At 73.8% G+C, this 18,989-nt stretch carries 11 protein-coding genes; 3 read left to right on the forward strand and 8 right to left on the reverse strand.

The window, feature by feature from the left end:
• Window positions 1-4 precede the first annotated feature (4 nt).
• From POL72_RS38150 to POL72_RS38170, 5 genes are all read right to left on the reverse strand, one after another.
• A complete protein-coding gene (locus POL72_RS38150) occupies window positions 5-2,287 on the reverse strand; it encodes an iron-containing redox enzyme family protein (protein ID WP_272101749.1) in 2,283 nt (760 codons plus the stop codon).
• Between the two features lie 89 nt (window positions 2,288-2,376).
• Entirely contained in the window at window positions 2,377-2,997 is a 621-nt protein-coding gene (locus POL72_RS38155; RefSeq protein WP_272101750.1) for a LysE family transporter, read from the reverse strand.
• Between the two features lie 3 nt (window positions 2,998-3,000).
• Window positions 3,001-4,167 carry a hypothetical protein gene (locus POL72_RS38160; RefSeq protein ID WP_272101751.1) on the reverse strand — a complete coding sequence of 389 codons (1,167 nt, stop codon included), beginning with the start codon at window positions 4,165-4,167 and terminating at the stop codon, window positions 3,001-3,003.
• Window positions 4,164-5,375, reverse strand: coding sequence for a hypothetical protein (locus POL72_RS38165; RefSeq protein ID WP_272101752.1), 1,212 nt, complete (start codon window positions 5,373-5,375; stop codon window positions 4,164-4,166). The genes POL72_RS38160 and POL72_RS38165 overlap by 4 nt, the downstream gene beginning before the upstream one ends.
• A gap of 378 nt (window positions 5,376-5,753) precedes the next feature.
• A complete protein-coding gene (locus POL72_RS38170) occupies window positions 5,754-8,015 on the reverse strand; it encodes a hypothetical protein (RefSeq protein WP_272101753.1) in 2,262 nt (753 codons plus the stop codon).
• Between the two features lie 676 nt (window positions 8,016-8,691).
• Between POL72_RS38170 and POL72_RS38175 the strand changes: the two genes are divergently transcribed.
• The 3 genes from POL72_RS38175 (at window position 8,692) to POL72_RS38185 (ending at window position 12,943) form a co-directional block, all read left to right on the forward strand.
• On the forward strand, window positions 8,692-9,555 hold the full coding sequence (locus POL72_RS38175) for a hypothetical protein (RefSeq protein WP_272101754.1): 864 nt from the start codon (window positions 8,692-8,694) through the stop codon (window positions 9,553-9,555).
• A gap of 398 nt (window positions 9,556-9,953) precedes the next feature.
• Window positions 9,954-11,330 (forward strand): M16 family metallopeptidase, encoded by a 1,377-nt coding sequence (locus tag POL72_RS38180; protein WP_272101755.1) that lies wholly within the window; start codon window positions 9,954-9,956, stop codon window positions 11,328-11,330.
• Complete coding sequence (locus POL72_RS38185; RefSeq protein WP_272101756.1) at window positions 11,327-12,943, forward strand: M16 family metallopeptidase; 1,617 nt, start codon at window positions 11,327-11,329, stop codon at window positions 12,941-12,943. The genes POL72_RS38180 and POL72_RS38185 overlap by 4 nt, the downstream gene beginning before the upstream one ends.
• Window positions 12,944-13,018: 75 nt before the next feature.
• On the opposite strand, the gene POL72_RS38190 is transcribed toward POL72_RS38185, so the two are convergent.
• From POL72_RS38190 to POL72_RS38200, 3 genes are all read right to left on the reverse strand, one after another.
• Window positions 13,019-13,645 carry a hypothetical protein gene (locus POL72_RS38190; protein ID WP_272101757.1) on the reverse strand — a complete coding sequence of 209 codons (627 nt, stop codon included), beginning with the start codon at window positions 13,643-13,645 and terminating at the stop codon, window positions 13,019-13,021.
• A gap of 45 nt (window positions 13,646-13,690) precedes the next feature.
• Window positions 13,691-15,148 carry a DUF6600 domain-containing protein gene (locus POL72_RS38195; RefSeq protein WP_272101758.1) on the reverse strand — a complete coding sequence of 486 codons (1,458 nt, stop codon included), beginning with the start codon at window positions 15,146-15,148 and terminating at the stop codon, window positions 13,691-13,693.
• 201 nt (window positions 15,149-15,349) lie between these two features.
• Window positions 15,350-18,949, reverse strand: a complete 3,600-nt coding sequence (locus POL72_RS38200; protein WP_272101759.1) for a HEAT repeat domain-containing protein — start codon at window positions 18,947-18,949, stop codon at window positions 15,350-15,352.
• Window positions 18,950-18,989: the final 40 nt, after the last annotated feature.

Raw genomic sequence — 18,989 nt, forward strand, 5'->3', positions numbered from 1 at the left:
ATCGCTACCTCCCCGTGTCCCCGAGCAGATGTCGCCGGAGCCAGCGCCAGCCGAGCCGTGGGCCGAGGCGCACCGCGACCGCGCGCACGAGCGGCCGGCTCGCGCGCGCGTACGCGGCGTACCCGCGCCAGATCCGCAGCGTTGCGCGCTCGATCGCGAGCGCGTCGCCGGGCGCCGCGCAGGCGTCCATGAACCGGGTGATGGCCTCGATCGACCACGCGGTGTGGCCCGACGCGGCGTTGTCGATGGTGTTGTGCAGGTCGAAGAAGTACGGGTCGATCCGGTGGCGCCGCAGGATCGCGGCGGCCACGGCGTACCCGCGGCCGATGCCGGCCATCTCGATGGCCAGGTTGAGGCCGAGCAGCTCGGGCCAGAGCTCCATGGACCCTTGCGCGAACGCGAGCCAGAGCACGGGCATCGAGAACGCCTGCGGGAGGAGGTCGGGCCGTTCGATGAACGCGCGCGCGTCGCACGGCGGCAGCGTCACGCCTTGCTCCGCGAGCGCCCTGCGCAGCACGTTGCCGTGGTGCTGGGCGGGCACGCCCGCACCGAGCTCGTCGCGGTAGATCCGGAGCAGGAGCGCCGCGACCGTCGTGCGGAACGCGCCGGGGGCCGTCGTGCCCTGGAGCCACGCGCCGTCGATCACGGCCGCCGGCGCGAGCTGGGTGAGCAGCCAGACGGCCTCGTCGCGCGTGAGCTCTCGCGCGATGCCCGCGTCGTCGGTGGGCTGCGTGTGGCCGCGCGCGGGGCGTGGGGCCGCATGCGGTCCCGCCGTGGACTGCGCGTGGGCGTGCCCTTCCTCGAAGATCTGCTCGCGCAGCCGCGCGTCGACCCAGCGCGAGAGCCCCGCGGCGGACCAGGGCCAGCGCCCATCCGCGGCGAGCCGGGCGGGGGACACCTCGCCGTGCGCCTCTCGCAGCACCGCCTCGACGTGCGCCTGCGCGAGCTCGCCCGCGTCGCGGTCCACGTCCCCGGGCCCGCGGGCGCAGAGCAGCCGGTGGTACAGCTCCGGCAGGGGGAGCCCTGCGCGTACCTCCGCGCGAGGGGTGGATCCTCGACGATTCCCGTCGATCGAGGCCCCGTCGTGGTCGTGATCGACGCGCGGCGAGCCGGCGCGCTCGTCCCCGCCGCGCGATGCGCGGACGGGGGCCGGAGGCTCCGGCGCCTCGATCAGCGCGCGGATCCAGGCGCGCATCACGTCGACCTCGGCGTCGGTGAACACGCCGAACATCGGGCCGCCGAACTGCACGGAGCGGGTGACGAGCGGGCTCTCGTCGGGCCTCCCCGGCACGATCCACGGCGAGCGCGCGAGGCGCAGGAGGATGCCGCGCGCGTCGAGCCGCGCCGGATCGAGCGCGCCGTCCAGCGCCTGTCCGTCGAGCCGGACGCGGCCGTGAAATCCGAACGCGTGGCGCGCCTTCGCCTCGACGAGCGCCAGCATCGCCTCCCACGCGGACGGCGCCGCGGCGGGCCGGAGCGACGCGAGCCACGCGCGCCGCGCGGCCCAGAGCGACCACGCGCCGCGCCACACGCGCGGCCAGTCCGGCGCCCCGCCAGCGGCGTGCGCCTCGAGACACCGTCGCGCGAGATCGCGGGCCCGGCGGGCCGTCTCCGCGCCCTCTGCGTGCTCGGCGAAATACAGGCCGTCGCAGCGCGCGCGCGACGCGGCCCGGCGCACCGCGGCGGGCGGGCCCAGCACCGTGGCCGCCGCGTGGTGGCCCAGCGCCTCGGGCAGCCTCGCGGCCCCGAGCTGCGCAATGCGGAGCCCCGGGATCGCGAGGGCGAAGTCCGCGTCGGCGAGGCAGACCGAGCGCTCGAATGCGGGGCTCCCGAGATCGGGCAGCGCGAGCCCCGCGGCGGCCAGCGCGGCGCCGTACAGGGCGCCGTGGTGCCGCGCCGGGTCGCCCTCGCCGCACTCCAGACAGAACGCGTCGAGGCAGGCCGCGCCGAGCGCGCTGTCCGCGTGGCGCACGCGCACCGCCGCGGCGAGCCAGCACCCGTCGAGCAGCGCGGTCGGCGCGTAGCCGAGCAGGACCCGCGCCGGGCCTTCGCCCTCGTCGCCGGGCGCGCCGCATCGCTCGTCCTCGTCGCGGAGCGCGGTCAGGGCCGCAAAGAACGCCTCGATGCCGTCGGGGGCCGCGGCCTCGAGCGCGGGCTCGCCCGCGAGATCCTCCGGGGCCGGCTCGCCGGCCCGCAGCCTGCGGTAGATCGCGCGCGGCGACGCGTCCGAGGCGCGCGACCGAGGGCTCGCCGCGCGGTCCGATGCCGGGGTGGGAAGGGCGTTCATACGACCGGACGACGCAGGCTGCCGGCGCCTACCCCCATCCGGACGACGTTATGCGTGCGCGCGACCGGCGTCCACACAGCGCACGGATCTCACGCGAGCCGCTGCAGGAGCCCCGCGAGCCCGAGCGCCACCAGCGTCCACCCGAGGCCGCGCACCAGGCGCCCGTGCCATGCGCCGAGCCGCTCGCGGTAGCGCGCCAGCAAGCGCCCGAGCGTCGCGAACCAGCTCACCACGCCCATGGCGGCGCCCACCGCGAGCGCTGCCGCGTGGGGCGGCGCGACCGCGGGCGCGAGGGCAGGGTACGCGCGGAGCACGGCGCACGACGCGATCCACGACGCCAGGAACGACGGATTGAAGGCGACGAGGAGGAACCCGGTCAGGAGCGCCGATGTCGCGCGCCCGGACGAGGGCGCCTCCGAGGCGCGCCGAGGCGCGAGCGCCAGGGCGAGGCCCATCGCCACGACGAGCGCCGCGCCGCCCGCTCGCAGGGCGCGATCGATCGCGGGGTGCGCCTCGAGGACCCACCCGAGCCCGCGCGCCGCGGCGAGCGCCCAGAGCCCCTCGGCAAAGGCGCCTCCGATGGCGAGCATCAAGACACGCCGGGGCTGCCCCGCGAGCGCCGCGGCCACCAGCAAGACGGCCAGCGGCCCCGCCGCCGGGATCGATCCGAGATAACCGAGCAGGAACCCCACGACGAGCGCGAGCGCCATGGTTCATCCGAAGCGAGGTGTGCGGCGGTGAGCTGCAAAGGATCGCCCGCGGCGCGCCGCGGGCGATGGGCGCGGGGGCGAGACGCGGTCGTCAGGCGGTTTCAACCCGGTCGTCGCCTTAACGCAGCGCCAGCGTGACGCGAGCCCGAGGCTCACCCGCAGATCGTGGACCGCCTGCACATCCAGGGCGGGCGGCAGCAGCCGGTACTCGCCCTCGAGCACCGCGGCGATGGGTTGATCGTCGATCGCGGCCAGGATCCTCTCGGCGTGCGCGGCCGAGCGCACAAGGACACGCCAGCGCCCTTCGCTCGTCCAGTGCGGGACCACGTCGCCTCGACCATCGAAGACCGTCAGCCCGTCGCCGCTCTGGAGGCGCAGCCGCAGCGAGCCTGCGGTCATGGGTGCGATCCGGTGGACCACCCTCGGCTCACCGAGCGTGCGGCGCGCGGGCGCGGCGTGGGGAGAGGGGGACTCGGCGTAGTAAGCGTCGACATCGTAACGGACCCCGAGCCCGATCTCGAAGCTGCGGCCCGCCTCGCCCGTGCGCCACGGATCGAGGATCGCCGTGGCGCGCGCCACGCCGAGCCGGACCATCGGCGCCGGCGCTCCGTCGCCCCGGCGCTGCGGGATCGAGGGGATGCTCACCCGGCCCACCTCGGCTTCCACGCCGATGTCGAAGGGGAAGGGGACCGCGATGGGCGGCGACATCGGCAAGACCACCCGCGGCGATTCGTCGTGCCGCAGGAACGATGCGCCGTACAGCGCCGCGTCGAGCGCGGGCACGCCGTCGAGCGCGGGCACGCCGTCGAGCGCCTGCCCCGTCGGAGACACCCGGCCGGCGAGGACGCGGTGATCCGACTGCCAGATCACGCGGCCCGGCCCGGAGCCCGTGACGCTGCGCGCGCGGTAGGACAGGCCCGCGTCGATCTCGGGCTCGATCTCGATCGCCCCGCCCGCGCCCCGGTGCAGCGCGGACGCGACGCCGAGCCACACCCGGCTCGCCGGGTCGAAGCGCACGCGGAAGCGCCGGCCTTCCTCGGAAACAGCGGTATCGCCTCCGCCGGCGCGCTCGCTCTCCTCGCGCGCAGGCTCGGCGCGGCCGGCGCGCGGGGAGAGCGCCGCGGCCGCCGCCATGACGAGCAGCGCGGCGAAGCGGCGCCGAGCCGTCACGGGTCCTCGAAGACGGGCATCGGTTCGAACACCCGTGGGGGAGCCCAGAACGACACCCGCAGGCCCGCGGCGGCCTTGACCTCCACGTCGCGAACGTCGCTGTCGAGGTCGTTGCGGCTCACCCCCATCGCGGCGAGCCGCAGCGAGATCGGCTGATCGTTGATCGCGAGGAGGATGCCCTCGTAGGCGATCGTGGCCTCGATGCGGTTCATCGCCGCTCCCCTCCCGCTCCCGGCCGCGATGCTCGGGCGCCGGTAGGTGAACGCGGTCGAGAGCGCGTGGAGGCCGCCCTCGCCGAGGCTGAAGCGCGATTTGATGGCGCCCGTCGGGCCAACGTAAAGAGCGCCGGTGTCCAGGCCGTCGTCGATCTCCGATCGGTGCTCCCAGTACTCCCCGAGATCGGCGCCCGCCTCGAACCGGACATGGCTGTACATGTCGTTCGACTGCCACGGATTCCACGCGAGATGGACCTCGCCGAACTCCACGTCGAGCGTGTCCCGGCGCGCGGGAGGGCGGTCGTTCACCGACACCACCCGGAAGCCCCAGCCCATCCGCGGCGAGATCGGGTAAAGCCGCGGCTTACCGACGAAGGTGCTGAGCCAGTGGGCCGGCCGCCGGTGCAGGTGCTGGTAATCGTAGCTGAGGAGCACCCCCGAGAGCTCGAGATCGTCGAACGTCGCCGATCCCTCGAGGATGCGCAGGTCATGGCGGGCGCGGGAGCGCGTCGAGAGCACGCTCACGTGGATGCCGGCCTCGGCCCTCCCGCGGCCCAGGGGGAAGCTCGCGGGCACGGGGAGCCCGTTGTTGCCATGGAACGTGGGCAGCCAGGACGCGCCCAGGTAAAGCCGGTTCAGGAGATCGAACTTGACCTGAAATGCCTTGCCGTCGGCCGAGCGTGCGTAGCCCGGCGGCGCCTCGGCGATCGCGGCGACGAGGCGGGCGCCGCGCGCGGTCAGGGCCCGGTAGGCCGAGGCATCTTCAACCACGTTGCACGGCTGCACCTTGTCGAGCGCGCCGCCGTCGTAGGCCAGGTGATCGGGCGCGATGAGGCAGCGCTCGCCCTCCGGGCCTGGCTCGCATTGAACGCGCACCGCGCCGCCGTCCGGCGACCGGATGCAGCGAACCGGCTTGTCCCAGGAGAGCTGCGGCGGCTCGTCGGGGCGAGCGGGCGCGGACCAGAGCATCGCCGCCGATAAGGGGGCGAGCAACGCGTGAATCCGAGGCAGACGTCGTCTCAAAGCACCCTCACGAGGCAAAGGAGCTCCAACGCGGCAAAGCCGCCCGCGCTGTACGCGAGCGATTCACCAGGCGCTTTGCGGGCGCCGGCGGCGATAAAGCACGCGTCGTGCCCTGCCACACGGTGTCGGAGCGCGCGCCGCACATCCGAGAATTCCGAGAATTCCGAACGTTCCGACTTCTTCGAGGGGGCGAGGTGCGAAGCGGTCAGCGCGGCGACCGCTGCATGGAGAGCAATGCATTACCCAGGCGCGCAGGGTTCTTCACAGCAGGCTACGGGCGCTTCCCCATGGGCGGTCACGGCTCGCGTCGTTGGACCCGAAGCCGGGCTGCGGGGGCGAGTCGACGTTCTAGCCGGCCTCCGCCCGCGAGATCCACCGGAGCGCCTCGGGCAGGACGTCGGCGACGGCGGCGAGCGCGTCCTCCCCGCCGATGCGCGCGATGAGGGGCGCGAGCTGTTCCACGCCGCCCCAGCGGCTCAGGGTCGCGACGAGCGTGACCTGCTCGGCTGCGTTCCCGAGGCTCACGGAGAACAGCTTTGCTGCGTCCGCAAGTGACATCCAGGGTGCGCAGCGCATCACGCTCTCCAGCCCGTCGGTATCTCGATCGTCGTGGTAGGCAGCGACGGCGCGCGCGGCGAGCGCGGGGCGCGACGGCTCGGGGGCGGCGCGACAGAGCGCCGCGAGGGCCATGATGCGCGCTGCCTCGGAGCCACCTCCGCCTGCCCGTTCGGCGATTTCGACGGCAGCATCGAGGCCGAGCACCTGGATGGCTTCGGCTGGGTGTTCGCAGACGAGCTTCGCGGCGACCCATGCGGGGTCGAGCGCAGCCACCGCCTTGCGCGCGGCTTGCACGAGGGAGCGGCCGCCCTCGGTCGCCGCGGCGCGGAGCAGCGCGCGAGCGCCGTGGATGCCGCCGCCACAGAGCTCTCGGATGACGTCGAGCGCGCGTCCCGGCGCACCGAGCTCGGCGAACCGCACGGCCAACGCGGCGCCCATTCCCGTCGTCGGATCGTCAAAGAGCTTCGAGAGCTCAACCAGCCCTAGGAATGGAACAACAGCCGTGGTGCAGGTCTCGTCGTCAAGCCGCTCCGCGTCTGCATCAAAGTCAACGAAGAACGCATCGAACACCACCCCGACGGCTCTGGCCCGCTCGTCATCGGGCAGCTTCGACAAGAGCGGTGCCAGAGCGTTCGCGCGTGACCTCGGTTCGAGGGACATCGCTGCGCGAAAGAGGGCGAGCGCCTGCCCCTCCGGCGCGGCGAGCTGCGCGAGCGCACGCCCCGGCTTCGCGCTCACCAGCGCGCGCTCGATGGCTTGTTGGACCAGCGCTACCGCTTCCGACGGGGGCAGGAAGCTGGCTGCGGTCAGCCACGCGGGCAAGTAGATGTCGGGCCCTTTCTCCGCACGCCATGTGGCGGAGACCGCCCAGCGCGCGCACATCGCGGCCTCGCTCCCGGATGCAGCACGCGCCGCGGTGAGCAATGCGAGCGCATCTTCCCACCCATCGCCGCGCCACGCGGCGCCGGTCCGACGTACGACGTCGAGCGCGCGCGCCTCGATGTGTGCGCGCAGCGATGGTGAGGCGTGCGCCGCGAGCGCGAAGAGCGCCACGGCGAGCGCCCGCTCCGTGTCGTTCCACGCCTCCTTGCCGGGCTCGTCCGCCTCAGGGGGCCACGCGTGGTGCAGCGTCGCGAGCGCGCCCTGCGCCATCGCGAGCCTCACGAAGCTCGATAGCGCTTCGGACGGGATTCCCATGGCGTCCGCGCCGTCGAGCGGCGCCGTCAGCGTGCGTCGCACGCGCCCCAGCTCCATCCGGCGCGCGGCGACATCCTCGCGGGAGCGCGGCCAGGCCCACCGCGGGTCGCATAGCCGGAGGAGATCGGCGTGCGGCGCTCCCGACGCGACGAGGTGATCGCCGGCATAGCGGCGGAGGTAGACCAGCGCGCGAGATTGGGCGTTGTCGACGCCCTCCCAGGTGCGAACGAGGGCCCGGGCAGCCTCAGCGAACCGTCGCTCGGCGAGCGCCGCGTGCTCCTGGTTCGCGGCTGCCCAGGCGGCGCGCAAGGCTTCGTGACGAAAGCGAATCCGGTGCCCCTCTTCATGCCATTCGATCACCGAATCCAGGGCGTCGCGGCGCGCATCGAGCCACCCGGTCACCTCGGCCACCTGCGCATCGAGGAGCAGAGCCAGCGCGGAGATGTCGAGCGGCGCGAACGCGCACGCGAGGAACGCCATGAGCGTCTCCAACCGCGCCGCACCACGCTCGCGAAGCGAGGTCGCGATCGCTTCTACATGGGCGCGTGGGCCTGGGCCGTCGACCGCCGCCCAGGCGAGCTTGTCGCGGAGAGCTGGATCGATGTCATCGATACGGAACCCGTCGACCGGAATGTACGTCACGCGCTCGGTGCGGAAATTGAGGCGCTCTGCCCACCGCTCGGCGACATCGCGCGTGCCGGAGACCGCCACCAGCACACGCGCGGCGGGCCCTGGCTCGTCCAGCACAGAACGGCGCGGGTTCTCCGGCCAGTCCACGCACGCGTCAGGCGCGATGAGACCGAGCAGGAGCTGCGGCTGCCCGTCGTCGCCGTCCCAGTTCATGACTCGGTTCACGAGGCTCGTGCGAACGCCGAAGGCATGTTCGCTGAACCCTGTGCCTTCGGGCCACGGACCTGCTGAGAGCCTCGCGAGCGCCTCTTCCTCGAAGGCAGCGCCGAACACGCGTCCAGCGTGGACGACGAGCTTCAGCGTTCCAGGAGCGGTGATCGAACAGAAAAAGCGTTCGAGAACGGTGCTCTTCCCCGCGCCGGGCGGACCGTGGACGATGCATGCCGCCGGGCGGCCCGCATCATACCAGGCCCGCAGCCCTTCGAGCGCTCTGGACTGATCTTTGCCAAAGAACCGTCCTGCCATCGGGCTCTCCTGAACATGAGAAAGACTCATCATCTTGGCTTGTACGGGCCGAACTTGCCGCGTTTGTCTCCCTCGGGACAGGGCACCCGGCCATCAGGACACGCAGCTGGCCATCGGGACAGGGTACCCGGTCATCAGGACAGGGCAGCCGGTCATCAGGACAGGGTACCCGGTCATCAGGACAGGGCAGCCGGCCATCAGGACACGCAGCCGGCCATCAGGACATCCCACCCCGACGCTTTCCCCTCCGGTGGACCTCGATCGCGTCCGGATCGTGCGTCTGCTCTGGACAGCGCTTCGAGCGGACTCATCTTCGCGTCTCCGCGCCGCGCCCGGAGGGGGCGAGGGACGCAGGAGGAGGGGTCGAGCAATCATCATGGCCAAGCAGGGGAAGGACTACGATCGCTGGGTCAAGGCCGCCGCCGAGCAGGGGCGGACCGATAACCCGCTGAGTCTGCCGTACGACGTCGCCGTGCGCGAGGCGGTCGCCGCCGCGGCGTTCGTGAAGAAGTACTGGGAGCCCGACGGCGATCGCCCGGGCCTCAAGCGCGTCAAGAACCGGTTGCCCGCTTCGAGCAGCGACGATCTGGTCTCCATCGTCCACGCCGTGCAGGAGGCGCAGACTCGGCTGCTCCTCATCGTCGACCCCGCCGTGGCCGACGTCGGAGAGCGCGCCAGGTTCGTTGTCGATGAGCTCGAGTCGGCGCTCGAGTTCCTGCTCGACGATGACGTCGACGAGCCCGCCGACGCGCAGCTCGCGCGCATCAAGGAGTTTCACGCGCAGGACGGCCAGCGCTCCAGCGCCCTCTCCCAGGCGCTCCGCGATTACGCGGGGCTCGCGGCGTCGCTCGAGGAACGCCTGGTCGAGGCAGATGAGGAGTTCGATGTCCGCCTCATCGTCGAGGCCAGGAAGCTCGCGGAGGACCTGCAACGGCGAGCGCTGGAGACGATCCCCGACGGTGACACCTCGGCCGCCGCGAGCGCGACCCGCAATCAGCTCCTGCACCTCATGCTCGAGCGCATCGGCGCGATCCGGAAGACGGCGGCGCACGTCTTCCGCCGCCATCCGGAGATCATCCGCGAGGTCACGAGCGCCTACGAGCGGCGCCGCCGCGCTGCAGCGCGGCGGGAAAAGGCCCGCAAGACCGCAGAGGGCAAGGTGGCCGGCAACCGGCCGGGGGCAGCGCCTCCGCCTCCGCCCGCGGCGTCCACGGCACCGGCCGGCGCTCAGCCCGCGTAAACCCCACCCTATCCCGTCCGCGTCGCATCGCTCCTTCTGCATCCGTGGTGCGTTCGTCCTTCGTGACAAACTGACAACCACACCCGTTGGCCGGGCGCGGCTCCGTATCCATGCTCCCGCCCGCTTGCGCTCCGCCCGCGACCGGCGCAACCCTCGGGCTCATGCAGACCCGCGCGCGTCACCCGCCGCTCCCGCGCTCCACCGGGCCGATCCTGGTCGCCGTGGCCGCGGCCCTCTCTCTGTCCGGGCCGAAGCCCGCACCAGCAGCTCCGCCCGAGGCCACGTCCTCACCGCCGAAGGCCGCGCCAGCCGCGGCCCCGAAGGCTGCGCCAGCCGCGGCCCCGGCGTCCGCGCCAGCCGCGGCTCCGAAGGCTGCGCCAGCCTCAGCCCCGGCGCCCGTGCCGGCCGCGGCCCCGGCGCCCGCGCTGGCCGCCGCCCCGGCGTCCGCGCCCACGGCGCCTCAGTCCGCGGCCTCCCAGGCGCCGAAGCTCGACATCCCGTTCACCAAGTACACCCTCAAGAACGGCCTCACCGTGATCCTCCACGAGGACCACGCGCTGCCGATGGTCGCCCTGAACCTGATGGTCAAGGTCGGCTCGCGGTTCGAGGAGCCGGGGCGCACCGGCTTCGCGCACCTGTTCGAGCACCTCATGTTCATGGGCACGCGCCGCGTCCCCACGAAGCAGTTCGACGCCTGGATGGAGGCCGAGGGCGGCTGGAACAACGCGTGGACCAGCGAGGACCGGACCGACTACCACGAGGTGGCGCCCGCCCACGCGCTGCCGCTCCTGCTCTGGCTCGAGGCCGATCGGTTCTCGTCGCTCGCGGACAGCATGGACCTCCCGAAGCTCAACGCGCAGCGCGACGTCGTGCGGAACGAGCGCCGCCAGACGAGCGAGAACGAGCCCTACGGCAAGGTCGACCTCCTCATGCCCTCGCTGATGTACCCGGAGGGACACCCCTACCACCACCCCGTGATCGGCTCGCACGAGGACCTCCAGGCCGCGACCGTCGACGACGTCACGACGTTCTTCCGGCGGTGGTACGTGCCGAACAACGTCTCCCTCGTCGTCGCCGGCGACTTCGACGCGCAGAAGACGCGCGATCTCATCGAGCGGTTCTTCGGCGGCATCCCGGAGCGGCCCGTCCCCGCGGCGACGACGCCCGCGCCGGTGAAGCTGAGCGGCGTCGTGCGGAAGACGATCGAGGACAACGTGAACCTCCCCAAGGTGATCATGGCCTGGCACAGCCCCCCGCAGTACGCGCCGGGCGACGCCGATCTCGACCTCCTCGCCACGGCGCTCGAGCAGGGGAAGGCGAGCCGCCTCTACAAGGCCCTCGTCTACGACAAGCAGCTCGCCCAGGAGGTGAGCGCCGTGCAGCACTCCGGCGATCTCGGCTCGACGTTCACCGTCGAGGCGATCGCGCGGCCGGGCGTGCCGCTCGAGAAGGTCGAGGCCGCCATCGACGCGGAGCTCGCCAAGGTGCGGGACGCGAAGCTGAGCCGCGAGGAGCTCGACCGGGCCAAGAACCAGTACGAGACCGCCTTCGTGACGGCGCTCGAGTCGGTCGCCGGCCGGGCCTCGATGCTCAACCGGTACGAGACGTCGAAGGGCCAGCCCGGGTTCGTGGAGCAGGATCTGAAGCGCTACCGCGACGCGACCGCGGAGTCGCTGCAGGCGTACGCGAAGAGCACCCTGGATCCCGACGCCCGGGTGATCCTGCGGGTCGTGCCGAAGGGCAGCGAAGAGGCGAAGAAGGCGGTGACGAAATGAGAGCGACACACGCAGGCGCGATGATCGCGCTGGTCGCCGCGGCCCTCGGCTGCGAGCCGAGGACGCCGGCGCAGTCCGCAGCCCGGGCGGAGGCGCCACGTCCGAGCGCCCCGCCGGCGGCCGCGAAGCCCGCGGACCCGCTCGGGCCCAGGCCGGAGCTGCCGAAGCCGCAGCCGTTCACGCCGCCGGCGCCGGTGGTGCTCGACGGGCCGAACGGCTCGAAGGTGTGGCTGCTCGAGCGCCACACGCTGCCGATCGTGTCCGTGGCCATCTCCGTCGCGTCGGGGGCGGCGGACGATCCGAAGGGCGCGGCGGGGCTCGCGCACATCACCGCGGACATGCTCGACGAGGGCGCGGGGACGCGGAGCGCGGTGGAGCTGTCCAGCGCGATCAACGACCTCGGCGCGACGCTCTCGGTCGGGGCGCGCGCCGACGGCAGCGTCGCGACGCTCTCCGTGCTGAAGAAGAACTTCGACAAGGCGTTCTCGCTGCTCGCCGACGTGGTCGCGCGCCCGCGGTTCGAGGCGAAGGAGTGGAAGCGCGTCAGCGAGCTCTGGCAGAACGACCTGAGGAAGCGCGGCGACGACGCGACGCGGGTCTCGGGGCTGGTCTCGATGGCCGCGCTCCACGGGCCGGGCACGCCGTACGGGCACCCCGTCGACGGCCTGGTCGCGGACGCGAAGTCGATCGGCCTCCCGGCCGTGAAGGCGTTCTACAAGGCGGCGTGGCGCCCGGACCGCGCGGTGATCACCGTGGTCGGCGACATCACCCGGGACGAGCTGCAGCAGGCGCTCTCGCGCGATCTCGGGACCTGGTCGGCGAAGGGCGCCACGGCGAGCGCCGCGCCGGCCACGAAGGGCGCGGCGGCGAGCGCCGCGCAGTCCACGAAAGGCGCGGCGGGGGCCGCCGCGCCGGCCACGAAGGGCGCGGCGGCAGCGCAGGGCGCGACGGCAGCCGCGCCGGCCTGGAAGCCGCCGCGGCTTGTGCTCGTCGACCGCCCGGGGGCGCCGCAGTCGGTGATCGCGGCCGTGCGGGAGGGGGTCGCCGCGAGCGATCCTCGGCGGCCGCTGCTCCAGCTCGTCAACTCCGCGCTCGGCGGCTCGTTCACGTCGCGCTTGAACCAGAACCTGCGCGAGGATCACGGCTGGTCCTACGGCGCCGGCTCGGCGTTCACCGAGACGAGGCAGCCGGGCGCGTTCGTGGCGCGGGCCTCCGTCGTCACCGAGGCGACCGGACCCGCCCTGAAGGAGATGCTCGCCGAGCTCGCCAAGATGGCCGACTCCGGGCTGACCCGTGACGAGCTGGCGAAGGTGCAGGCGCAGGACCGCGCGGATCTCGTCTCCGCCTACGAGACAGTGAACCGCACCGCGCAGCGCCTCGGGACGCTGGCGCGGCTCGAGCTGCCGGAGACGTTCGACGGCGACGCGAGCAAGGCGCGGCAGGGCGCGACGCTGGCGACCCTTGCGGAGCTCGCGAGGGCCGTGGATCCGAAGGGGGCGACCGTCGTGGTCGTGGGACCGCGGCAGGAGATCCTGCCGCAGCTCCAGGCGATCGGCCTGGGCGAGCCGGAGGCGTGGGACGTCGAGGGGCAGCCGATCCAGCCGAAGAAATAGCCCCGAGCGGCGCGCGTCCTCGCCGGGCGCTCCTCCCGCCGCGCGGGCAGCGGGAGGAGCGTCAGGATCGCGCCCTCAGGGCGCGGTCGGCTTGAAGTCGATCGGGTTGCTGGGCGCGCCCTCGTGCAGGACGCCGTCGCCGAACCAGTAGACGAAGCGGGGCTCCGGCGCCCCGTCGAGGTGGGCCTCCAAGCGGACGACGGCGCCCGGGGTGGTGGCAAACGTCATCGCGTCGATGTCCGAGCCGGTCTCGGCGTGGAAATACGCGACGCCGATGTCCACGAGGCGCGTCTCGTCCGTCTTTTCGATCTCGATCCCCGCGAGGTCGATGAGCTCGGACGACGTGTCGACCGAGGCATAGAGATCGAAGCTGCAGACGACCTTGGAGGTGTTGGTGTCGCAGGTCGTCCAGAGCGTCCACGTCCCGCCCGCCGTGTACTCGACGAAGATGCCGACGCCCTCGCCCGGCTCGGTGCTCAGGGTGGCGTCCGTGTCGACGGCGACGCGCCGCACGTCGTCCGCGGGCGGCGGGGGAACGCTGCCGTCGTCGCCGTCGTCCCAGTCATCGTGGACATGATGGCCATCATGGTCGCCGTCCTCGTCGACGATGATGCAACCGGCCGAGGCGAGGGGCGCGGCGACGAGAAGGAACGACCACAGCCCCAGTGAACGACGCTTCACAAAGTCAGCGGAAAGAGTCATCGGATCTTCTCCTGCTCGTGGACGTCGCAAGACGTGGACCAAGCGCTACCTCGACCGCGGGCGACCGGACGCCGGCGCCGTCTTCCCCGGAGCCGGGCCCGACGGGAGGTGGATCCTGGGGCGCGGCGGCGACGACGGCGCGCTCGGGAGCGCGCGCGGCTTCGCGATCGGCTGCGGCGCCTGCGTCGCCTGCGGCAGCGGCCGCGGCGCGGTGGCCGACGGCGATCGGTGCGGGAGGTCGCGCGTGGCGGCCGGCGTGCCGACGGGGCGCGGCGCCGGGGAGGCCGGCGTCTCCGGGGCCGGGAGGGGCGACGCCGGCGTGACCGCCGGCCGCCAGGGCCGGTGGGATGGGCTCGCGCCGCTGCGGTGCAGCGCGCCCGCGTCGGACACGCCCCGCGCCGGGAGGCCCGGCCTGGCGACCGGGGCCGGAGCGTCGCCGTCGGGCGTCCCCCGCGGGTGCAGCGGCGTGCGCAGCGCGGGCGCCGCGCGACGGTCGTCGCCTGCGGGCGACGCCGGACGGCGCGCCGGCGGGGCCGCGTGGCGTGCGCTCGGCGTCGTGCTCCTGCGGGCGTAAGCGAGGGCGCGAGGATCCGGCCTGTCGCGGTGCCTCGGCGCGGCCGAGGAGGGGACGCCGGCCTCCGCGAGCGACGGCGAGGCCGGCCGGTAGCCGCCAGGACGGATGCCGTGGGACGGGCTCGAGCGGCCCGCGCCCCCATCGCCGCCCGGGCGGATGTCGGCGCGCCCGGGCCTGCTCGCGGTGGGCCGCGCCGGCCTGTAGGTGTGCGAGTGCGCGGCGATGCGCCGGACGACCTCGCGATCGCGGATGACGTGCGTGTGGACGTGGCGGTGGAAGACGTGCGTCGTCGGGCAGAAGACGTACGCGGCAGGGGGGACGGTCCACAGCGAGACCGCGACGCCGCTGCTCCAGGTGTAGGTCGGCGGCATCGGGGCCCAGCCGACGTAGCCGGCGTCACCGACGCGCCAGACGACCCACGCCGGGGCGTACGTTCGCCCCGGGATCCAGGCCCAGCCGTGGGAGGAGATCCAGACCCAGCGGCCATAGTGGAAGGGGATGTGGCCCCACGTGTAGTCGCTGACCCAGAGCCACTCGCCGTCGTCGGTCAGCGCCCAGTGGCCCGCTGTCTGGTAGGGCGCGAAATCGGCGCCGACCACGACCGCGGAGGGCACCCAGACCGTGCCGTAGCTCGGGTCGTCGACCCAGGTGCCGTACGCGGCGAGCGGCTGCTGGAACTCGACGAGGGCGCTCGGGTCGGTGTCTTCGTACTCGTCCGCGTCGATCTGCGCCTGCGCGCTCACGCGGACATCGACCTGGACCGGCGCGGCCTCGGCGGGCTGGGCGGCGGCGCTCGCGGGCGCGGCGATGAGCGCGGCGAGCAGCGGCAGGGCGCCGCCGAGCCGGCGGAGCCGGGCCCCGGGGATGCCCGGCGCCGCGGGGGCAGGGCGCGAGGGGGAAGCGGACAGCGGGAGAGGCATCGGCAGCATGATGGGTCCTTCTGGAAGGGGGTGCCAGGGAGAGGTCGGGCTGGCCTCGGGCGCCCTCGGATCTCTTCAGACGTCCCTGCGCGCTCGACGTTGCACATTGCAGGCCACGTTCCGGAGCGCCGCGCTGGCGTGTCATGCGCCGCTGCGCCCGACCGAGGTTGAGGCACGGGAACCCGACCGAGGTTGAGGCGTCGGCGCTCCTCAATCGAGGTCGCTGTCGTCGAGCGCCGGCGTCTCGTCCCCCGGGGGCGGCGCTCTCCCGGGCAGCGCCGGCGGCTTCGGAAGGAGCGACAGCCGCGCGTGGGCGTCGGCCAGCTTGCGGTCGGCCTCGCGCAGGCGCCGGTTCAGCACCCGGATCACGGCGTCCGCGATCTCGGCCGTCTCCCGCACCGCCTCGTGGAAATCCTCGGCGGAGACCCGGAGCAGCTCCGCGTCCTCGGTCACCACCGCGGTCGAGGCCCTCGGCTCGCTGTCGAAGAGCGACATCTCGCCGAACACGTCGTTCGCGCCGAGGCGCGCGATCTCGCGGCCGTCCAGGGTGAGGCTCACCTCGCCCGAGATGATCGAGTAGAGCGCGCCGCCCGGCTCGCCCTGGCGGAAGATGACGTCGCCCCGGACCAGCGACACCACGAGCGAGCCGCGCGCCAGCGCCACCAGATCGTCGCCGGCCACGCGGGAGAAGAGCGGAACGCGCTGGAGGAACAGGACCTTCTCGATCGTCGTGTACATCTCGTCCTCGGGGTCGATGCCGGTGCCGCCGGTGACCGTCCAGTATCGTGCGTAACGGGCCACCGCGGGATCCTCGTCGGCCCGCAGGGCGTCCAGGCGCTCGCGGGCGCCCGGCGGCGACGTGACGGCGACCGCGATGGCGGCCGCCTCGCGGACCAGCGGGTCCGGATCGTAGGTCGCGGCGAGCGCGTCCCCGGCGGCGCCGGAGATGGAGCTCCGGGCGACGGCATCGAGCGCGAGCGCGGCGCTGTAGGGGTCGCCGCGCACGATCTCGTGGCGGATCCAGGAGATGACCCCGGCCTCCAGCGGCGCGGGCCTCCGGGGGAACGCGGCCGACAGCTCGAGCAGGCGCTCGACGAGGGAGACGAGGCGCTCGCGCAGCGGGCGGTCGAGGAGCGACTCCAGCACCTCGAACGCGTTGGCCCGCAGCGCGGGATCCGGGCCGAAGACGTGGGTGCGCACGAGGGCGACGACCTCGCGCGGGTAGGCGAGCTCGCACAGCCGGAGCACGCGGATGAGCCCCTTCCGCAGCCGGCGGAGCAGGTGCTGATCGAGCAGCGCGCCGGCGACGCGCGGGCGCACCGCGATGTACGCCTCGCGCGTGCGGACGTGCTCCACCGTCTCGTCGTCGATGCAGGCGCGGATCGCGCGGAGAGGCGCCGGCGGCGCGCGCAGCGCGAGGCGCAGGCGCGACGCCGACGCGAGCACCTTCTGGCGGAGGGCCTCGTTCGGGTGGTCGATCCGGGCGAGCAGCACGTCGAGCGCGTCGTGGCTGCAGAGCCGCGCGAGCACCCGCGGGATCGCGAGCCGCACGGCCCGCGGGGTGCCGTCGTCACCGAGGCGCGCCGCGAGCTCCGGGATGGCGTCGTCGCCGAGCGCCTCGATGGCCCGGGCCGCGGCGGGCGCGAGGGCGCGCTCGGCGAGCGCGTCCGCGAGCAGGGGGAGCAGGCGCGGGTCGGCGACGCTCGACGACGAGCGCACGGCCGCGCGCCGCACCGCGGGGTCGGGATCGCCGATGAGCCGCGCGAGCGCGCGCTGGAGCGTCGCGTGGCCGACCAGGCCGAGGATCCGGGCGGCGGCGACGCGATCGCGGGGCGACGGGCTGTCGAGCAGCGCGCGCAGCCGCGGCGCGCCCTCGAGCATGCCGTCGAGGCCGCAGTAGCGCAGGAGCGCGGCGATCGCGGCGGCCCGGAGCTCCTCGCCGCCGTCCGCGTCCGCGGCGTCGCTCTCCCGCGCGAGCGCGAGCAGCTCGTCGTGCGCGTCCTCCCGCAGCAGCGCGGCGAGCGCGGCGACGGCGGCGACGCGGACGTCGGTGTTCCGGTCGTGGATCGCCGCGCGCGCGATGCTGGCGCCCTCCTCGTGCTCGAGCTCGGCCGCGAGGCGCACCGCGAGCGCGCGCACCCTGGCCGAGCCGTGGCGCGCCAGCGCGGGCACGGCCTCGCGCACGAGGGGCGGGTCGAGCTGCTGGAGCTGCTCGACCGCGAAGAGCACCTGCATCATGGCGCGGCTGTAGAGCGCCTCCTTGAGGATCGCGCGCGTCTGGGGGCCGTACGCGACGCTGTCCGGCTCGATCTGGCGGCGCATCAAGGTCCGGCGCATGGCGTCGAAGTAGCCGCGCCGCACGAGCGGGAGGAGGGCGATGGCGGCGACGCAGAGCGGGAGGGAGTAGACGCCGATCCACGCGGCCTCCTCGACGAGCGCGGGGCCCGTCGCGGCGGTGGGCGCCACGGCGAGCAGGATCAGCGCGCCGAGCCCGTAGCCGAGGGGCTTGGCGATCGTGGAGACGAGCGTCCTCACCCGCTCCCGCAGCGCCGGCTGGAACGGGAAGAACAAGAGCTGCATCGTCGCGTCGTAGATCGTGAGCTGCAGCGCGTTGTCGCTCAGCTTGAGGATCGCGCCCCAGGCGAGCGACGGCGCCGCGAGCAGCGCGACGGTGCTGGCGGTGAACGCGGCCGGCATGGCGAGCAGCCCGCCGAGCACGCCGTGGCGCCGGAGGACCAGGGGGGTCGCGACGAGCTGCACGAGGAGGCCGACCACGCCGATGGCGCCATAGAGGAACCCCATGAACCGGGTGAGCTCGTCGACGTGGGGGTAGGCCGTGAGGGCGATCGCCTTGAACTGGTAGTCGCCGATCGTGAGGACCGTGAAGAGGAGGAAGGTCAGGAGCGCGACGGTGAGGGCGTAGCGCGATCGCCACACTTCCAGGCGCGGAAGGCGGGCCTGGATGAGCGCTTCGTCGCCGGACGGCGGTCGCCCGAGCGGGTGGCGCCGCGCGAGCGCGGTCGTGAGCGCGGCCATGGCGAGGAGCGCCGCGATGAGCACGAACAGGAGGTTCTCGGTGCCGATCCACCGGACGACGGCGCCCGTCGCGAAGCCGCAGGCGACGGTGCCGACGACGCGCCCGCTGCCGATCAGGCCGAAGAGGCGCTTGGCGCTGCGCGGATCGTGCAGGTCCTGGGCGACGGCCCAGACGAGGACGGCGGTGAAGTTCGCGATGATCTCGGACCAGATGTAGAAGACGAGGATCGCGGCGCGCACCTCCTGGCCGATGAGGACGCGCAGCAGGGCGAACGTGACGGCGCCGAAGAGGGCGAAGGCGACGCACAGCTGGGCGCGCGGCAGGCGGCGGGCGACGCGGTCGTATGCGAGCGCGGCGACGGCGGAGGCGGCGCCGTACACGATCCACATCGGCGCGATCCAGGTGACGGGGAACCTGGTGAGGAAGAGCGCGTCGCGCGCGGAGCGGCCGACGACGAAGAGGAGGGCGGCGAGGAAGAGCAGGCAGAAGAGCAGCGCGGTCCGGTGCAGCTCGACGCGGGTGAGCGGGACGCCGAGGACGGCGGTGTCGGCGTCGGGGGCGGCGCCGCTCGGCGGCAGCCGGCTGGGCCGGATCGAGGTCGGGCGCACCGACGGGGTGGCCCCGGACGCGAGGGACGCGGGCGCGCCTTCCGGGCGCGCGCTGGGCTGGCCGGGCTGCCCAGCGCGCGCCGGCTCCGGCGCCGTGGCGCGCTCCTTCGCGCTCGGCCCTGCCATCGAGCCCGGCTCCGGAGGAACGGCGTCGGTCGAGTCCACGCGCCTCAAGCTAGCCGAGCTCCCTCGAAGAGCGCGTGTT

Origin of the sequence: Sorangium aterium (assembly GCF_028368935.1) — a bacterium.
In the GTDB taxonomy this organism is placed as follows: Bacteria; Myxococcota_A; Polyangia; order Polyangiales; family Polyangiaceae; genus Sorangium; species Sorangium atrum.

Excerpts from the sequence above, each read along its gene's own strand:
- POL72_RS38195 (WP_272101758.1), bottom strand. The coding sequence starts at position 15,148 with ATGCTGCCGATGCCTCTCCCGCTGTCCGCTTCCCCCTCGCGCCCTGCC.
- POL72_RS38190 (WP_272101757.1), bottom strand. The coding sequence starts at position 13,645 with ATGACTCTTTCCGCTGACTTTGTGAAGCGTCGTTCACTGGGGCTGTGG.
- POL72_RS38155 (WP_272101750.1), bottom strand. The coding sequence starts at position 2,997 with ATGGCGCTCGCGCTCGTCGTGGGGTTCCTGCTCGGTTATCTCGGATCG.
- POL72_RS38175 (WP_272101754.1), top strand. The coding sequence starts at position 8,692 with ATGGCCAAGCAGGGGAAGGACTACGATCGCTGGGTCAAGGCCGCCGCC.
- POL72_RS38185 (WP_272101756.1), top strand. The coding sequence starts at position 11,327 with ATGAGAGCGACACACGCAGGCGCGATGATCGCGCTGGTCGCCGCGGCC.
- POL72_RS38150 (WP_272101749.1), bottom strand. The coding sequence starts at position 2,287 with ATGAACGCCCTTCCCACCCCGGCATCGGACCGCGCGGCGAGCCCTCGG.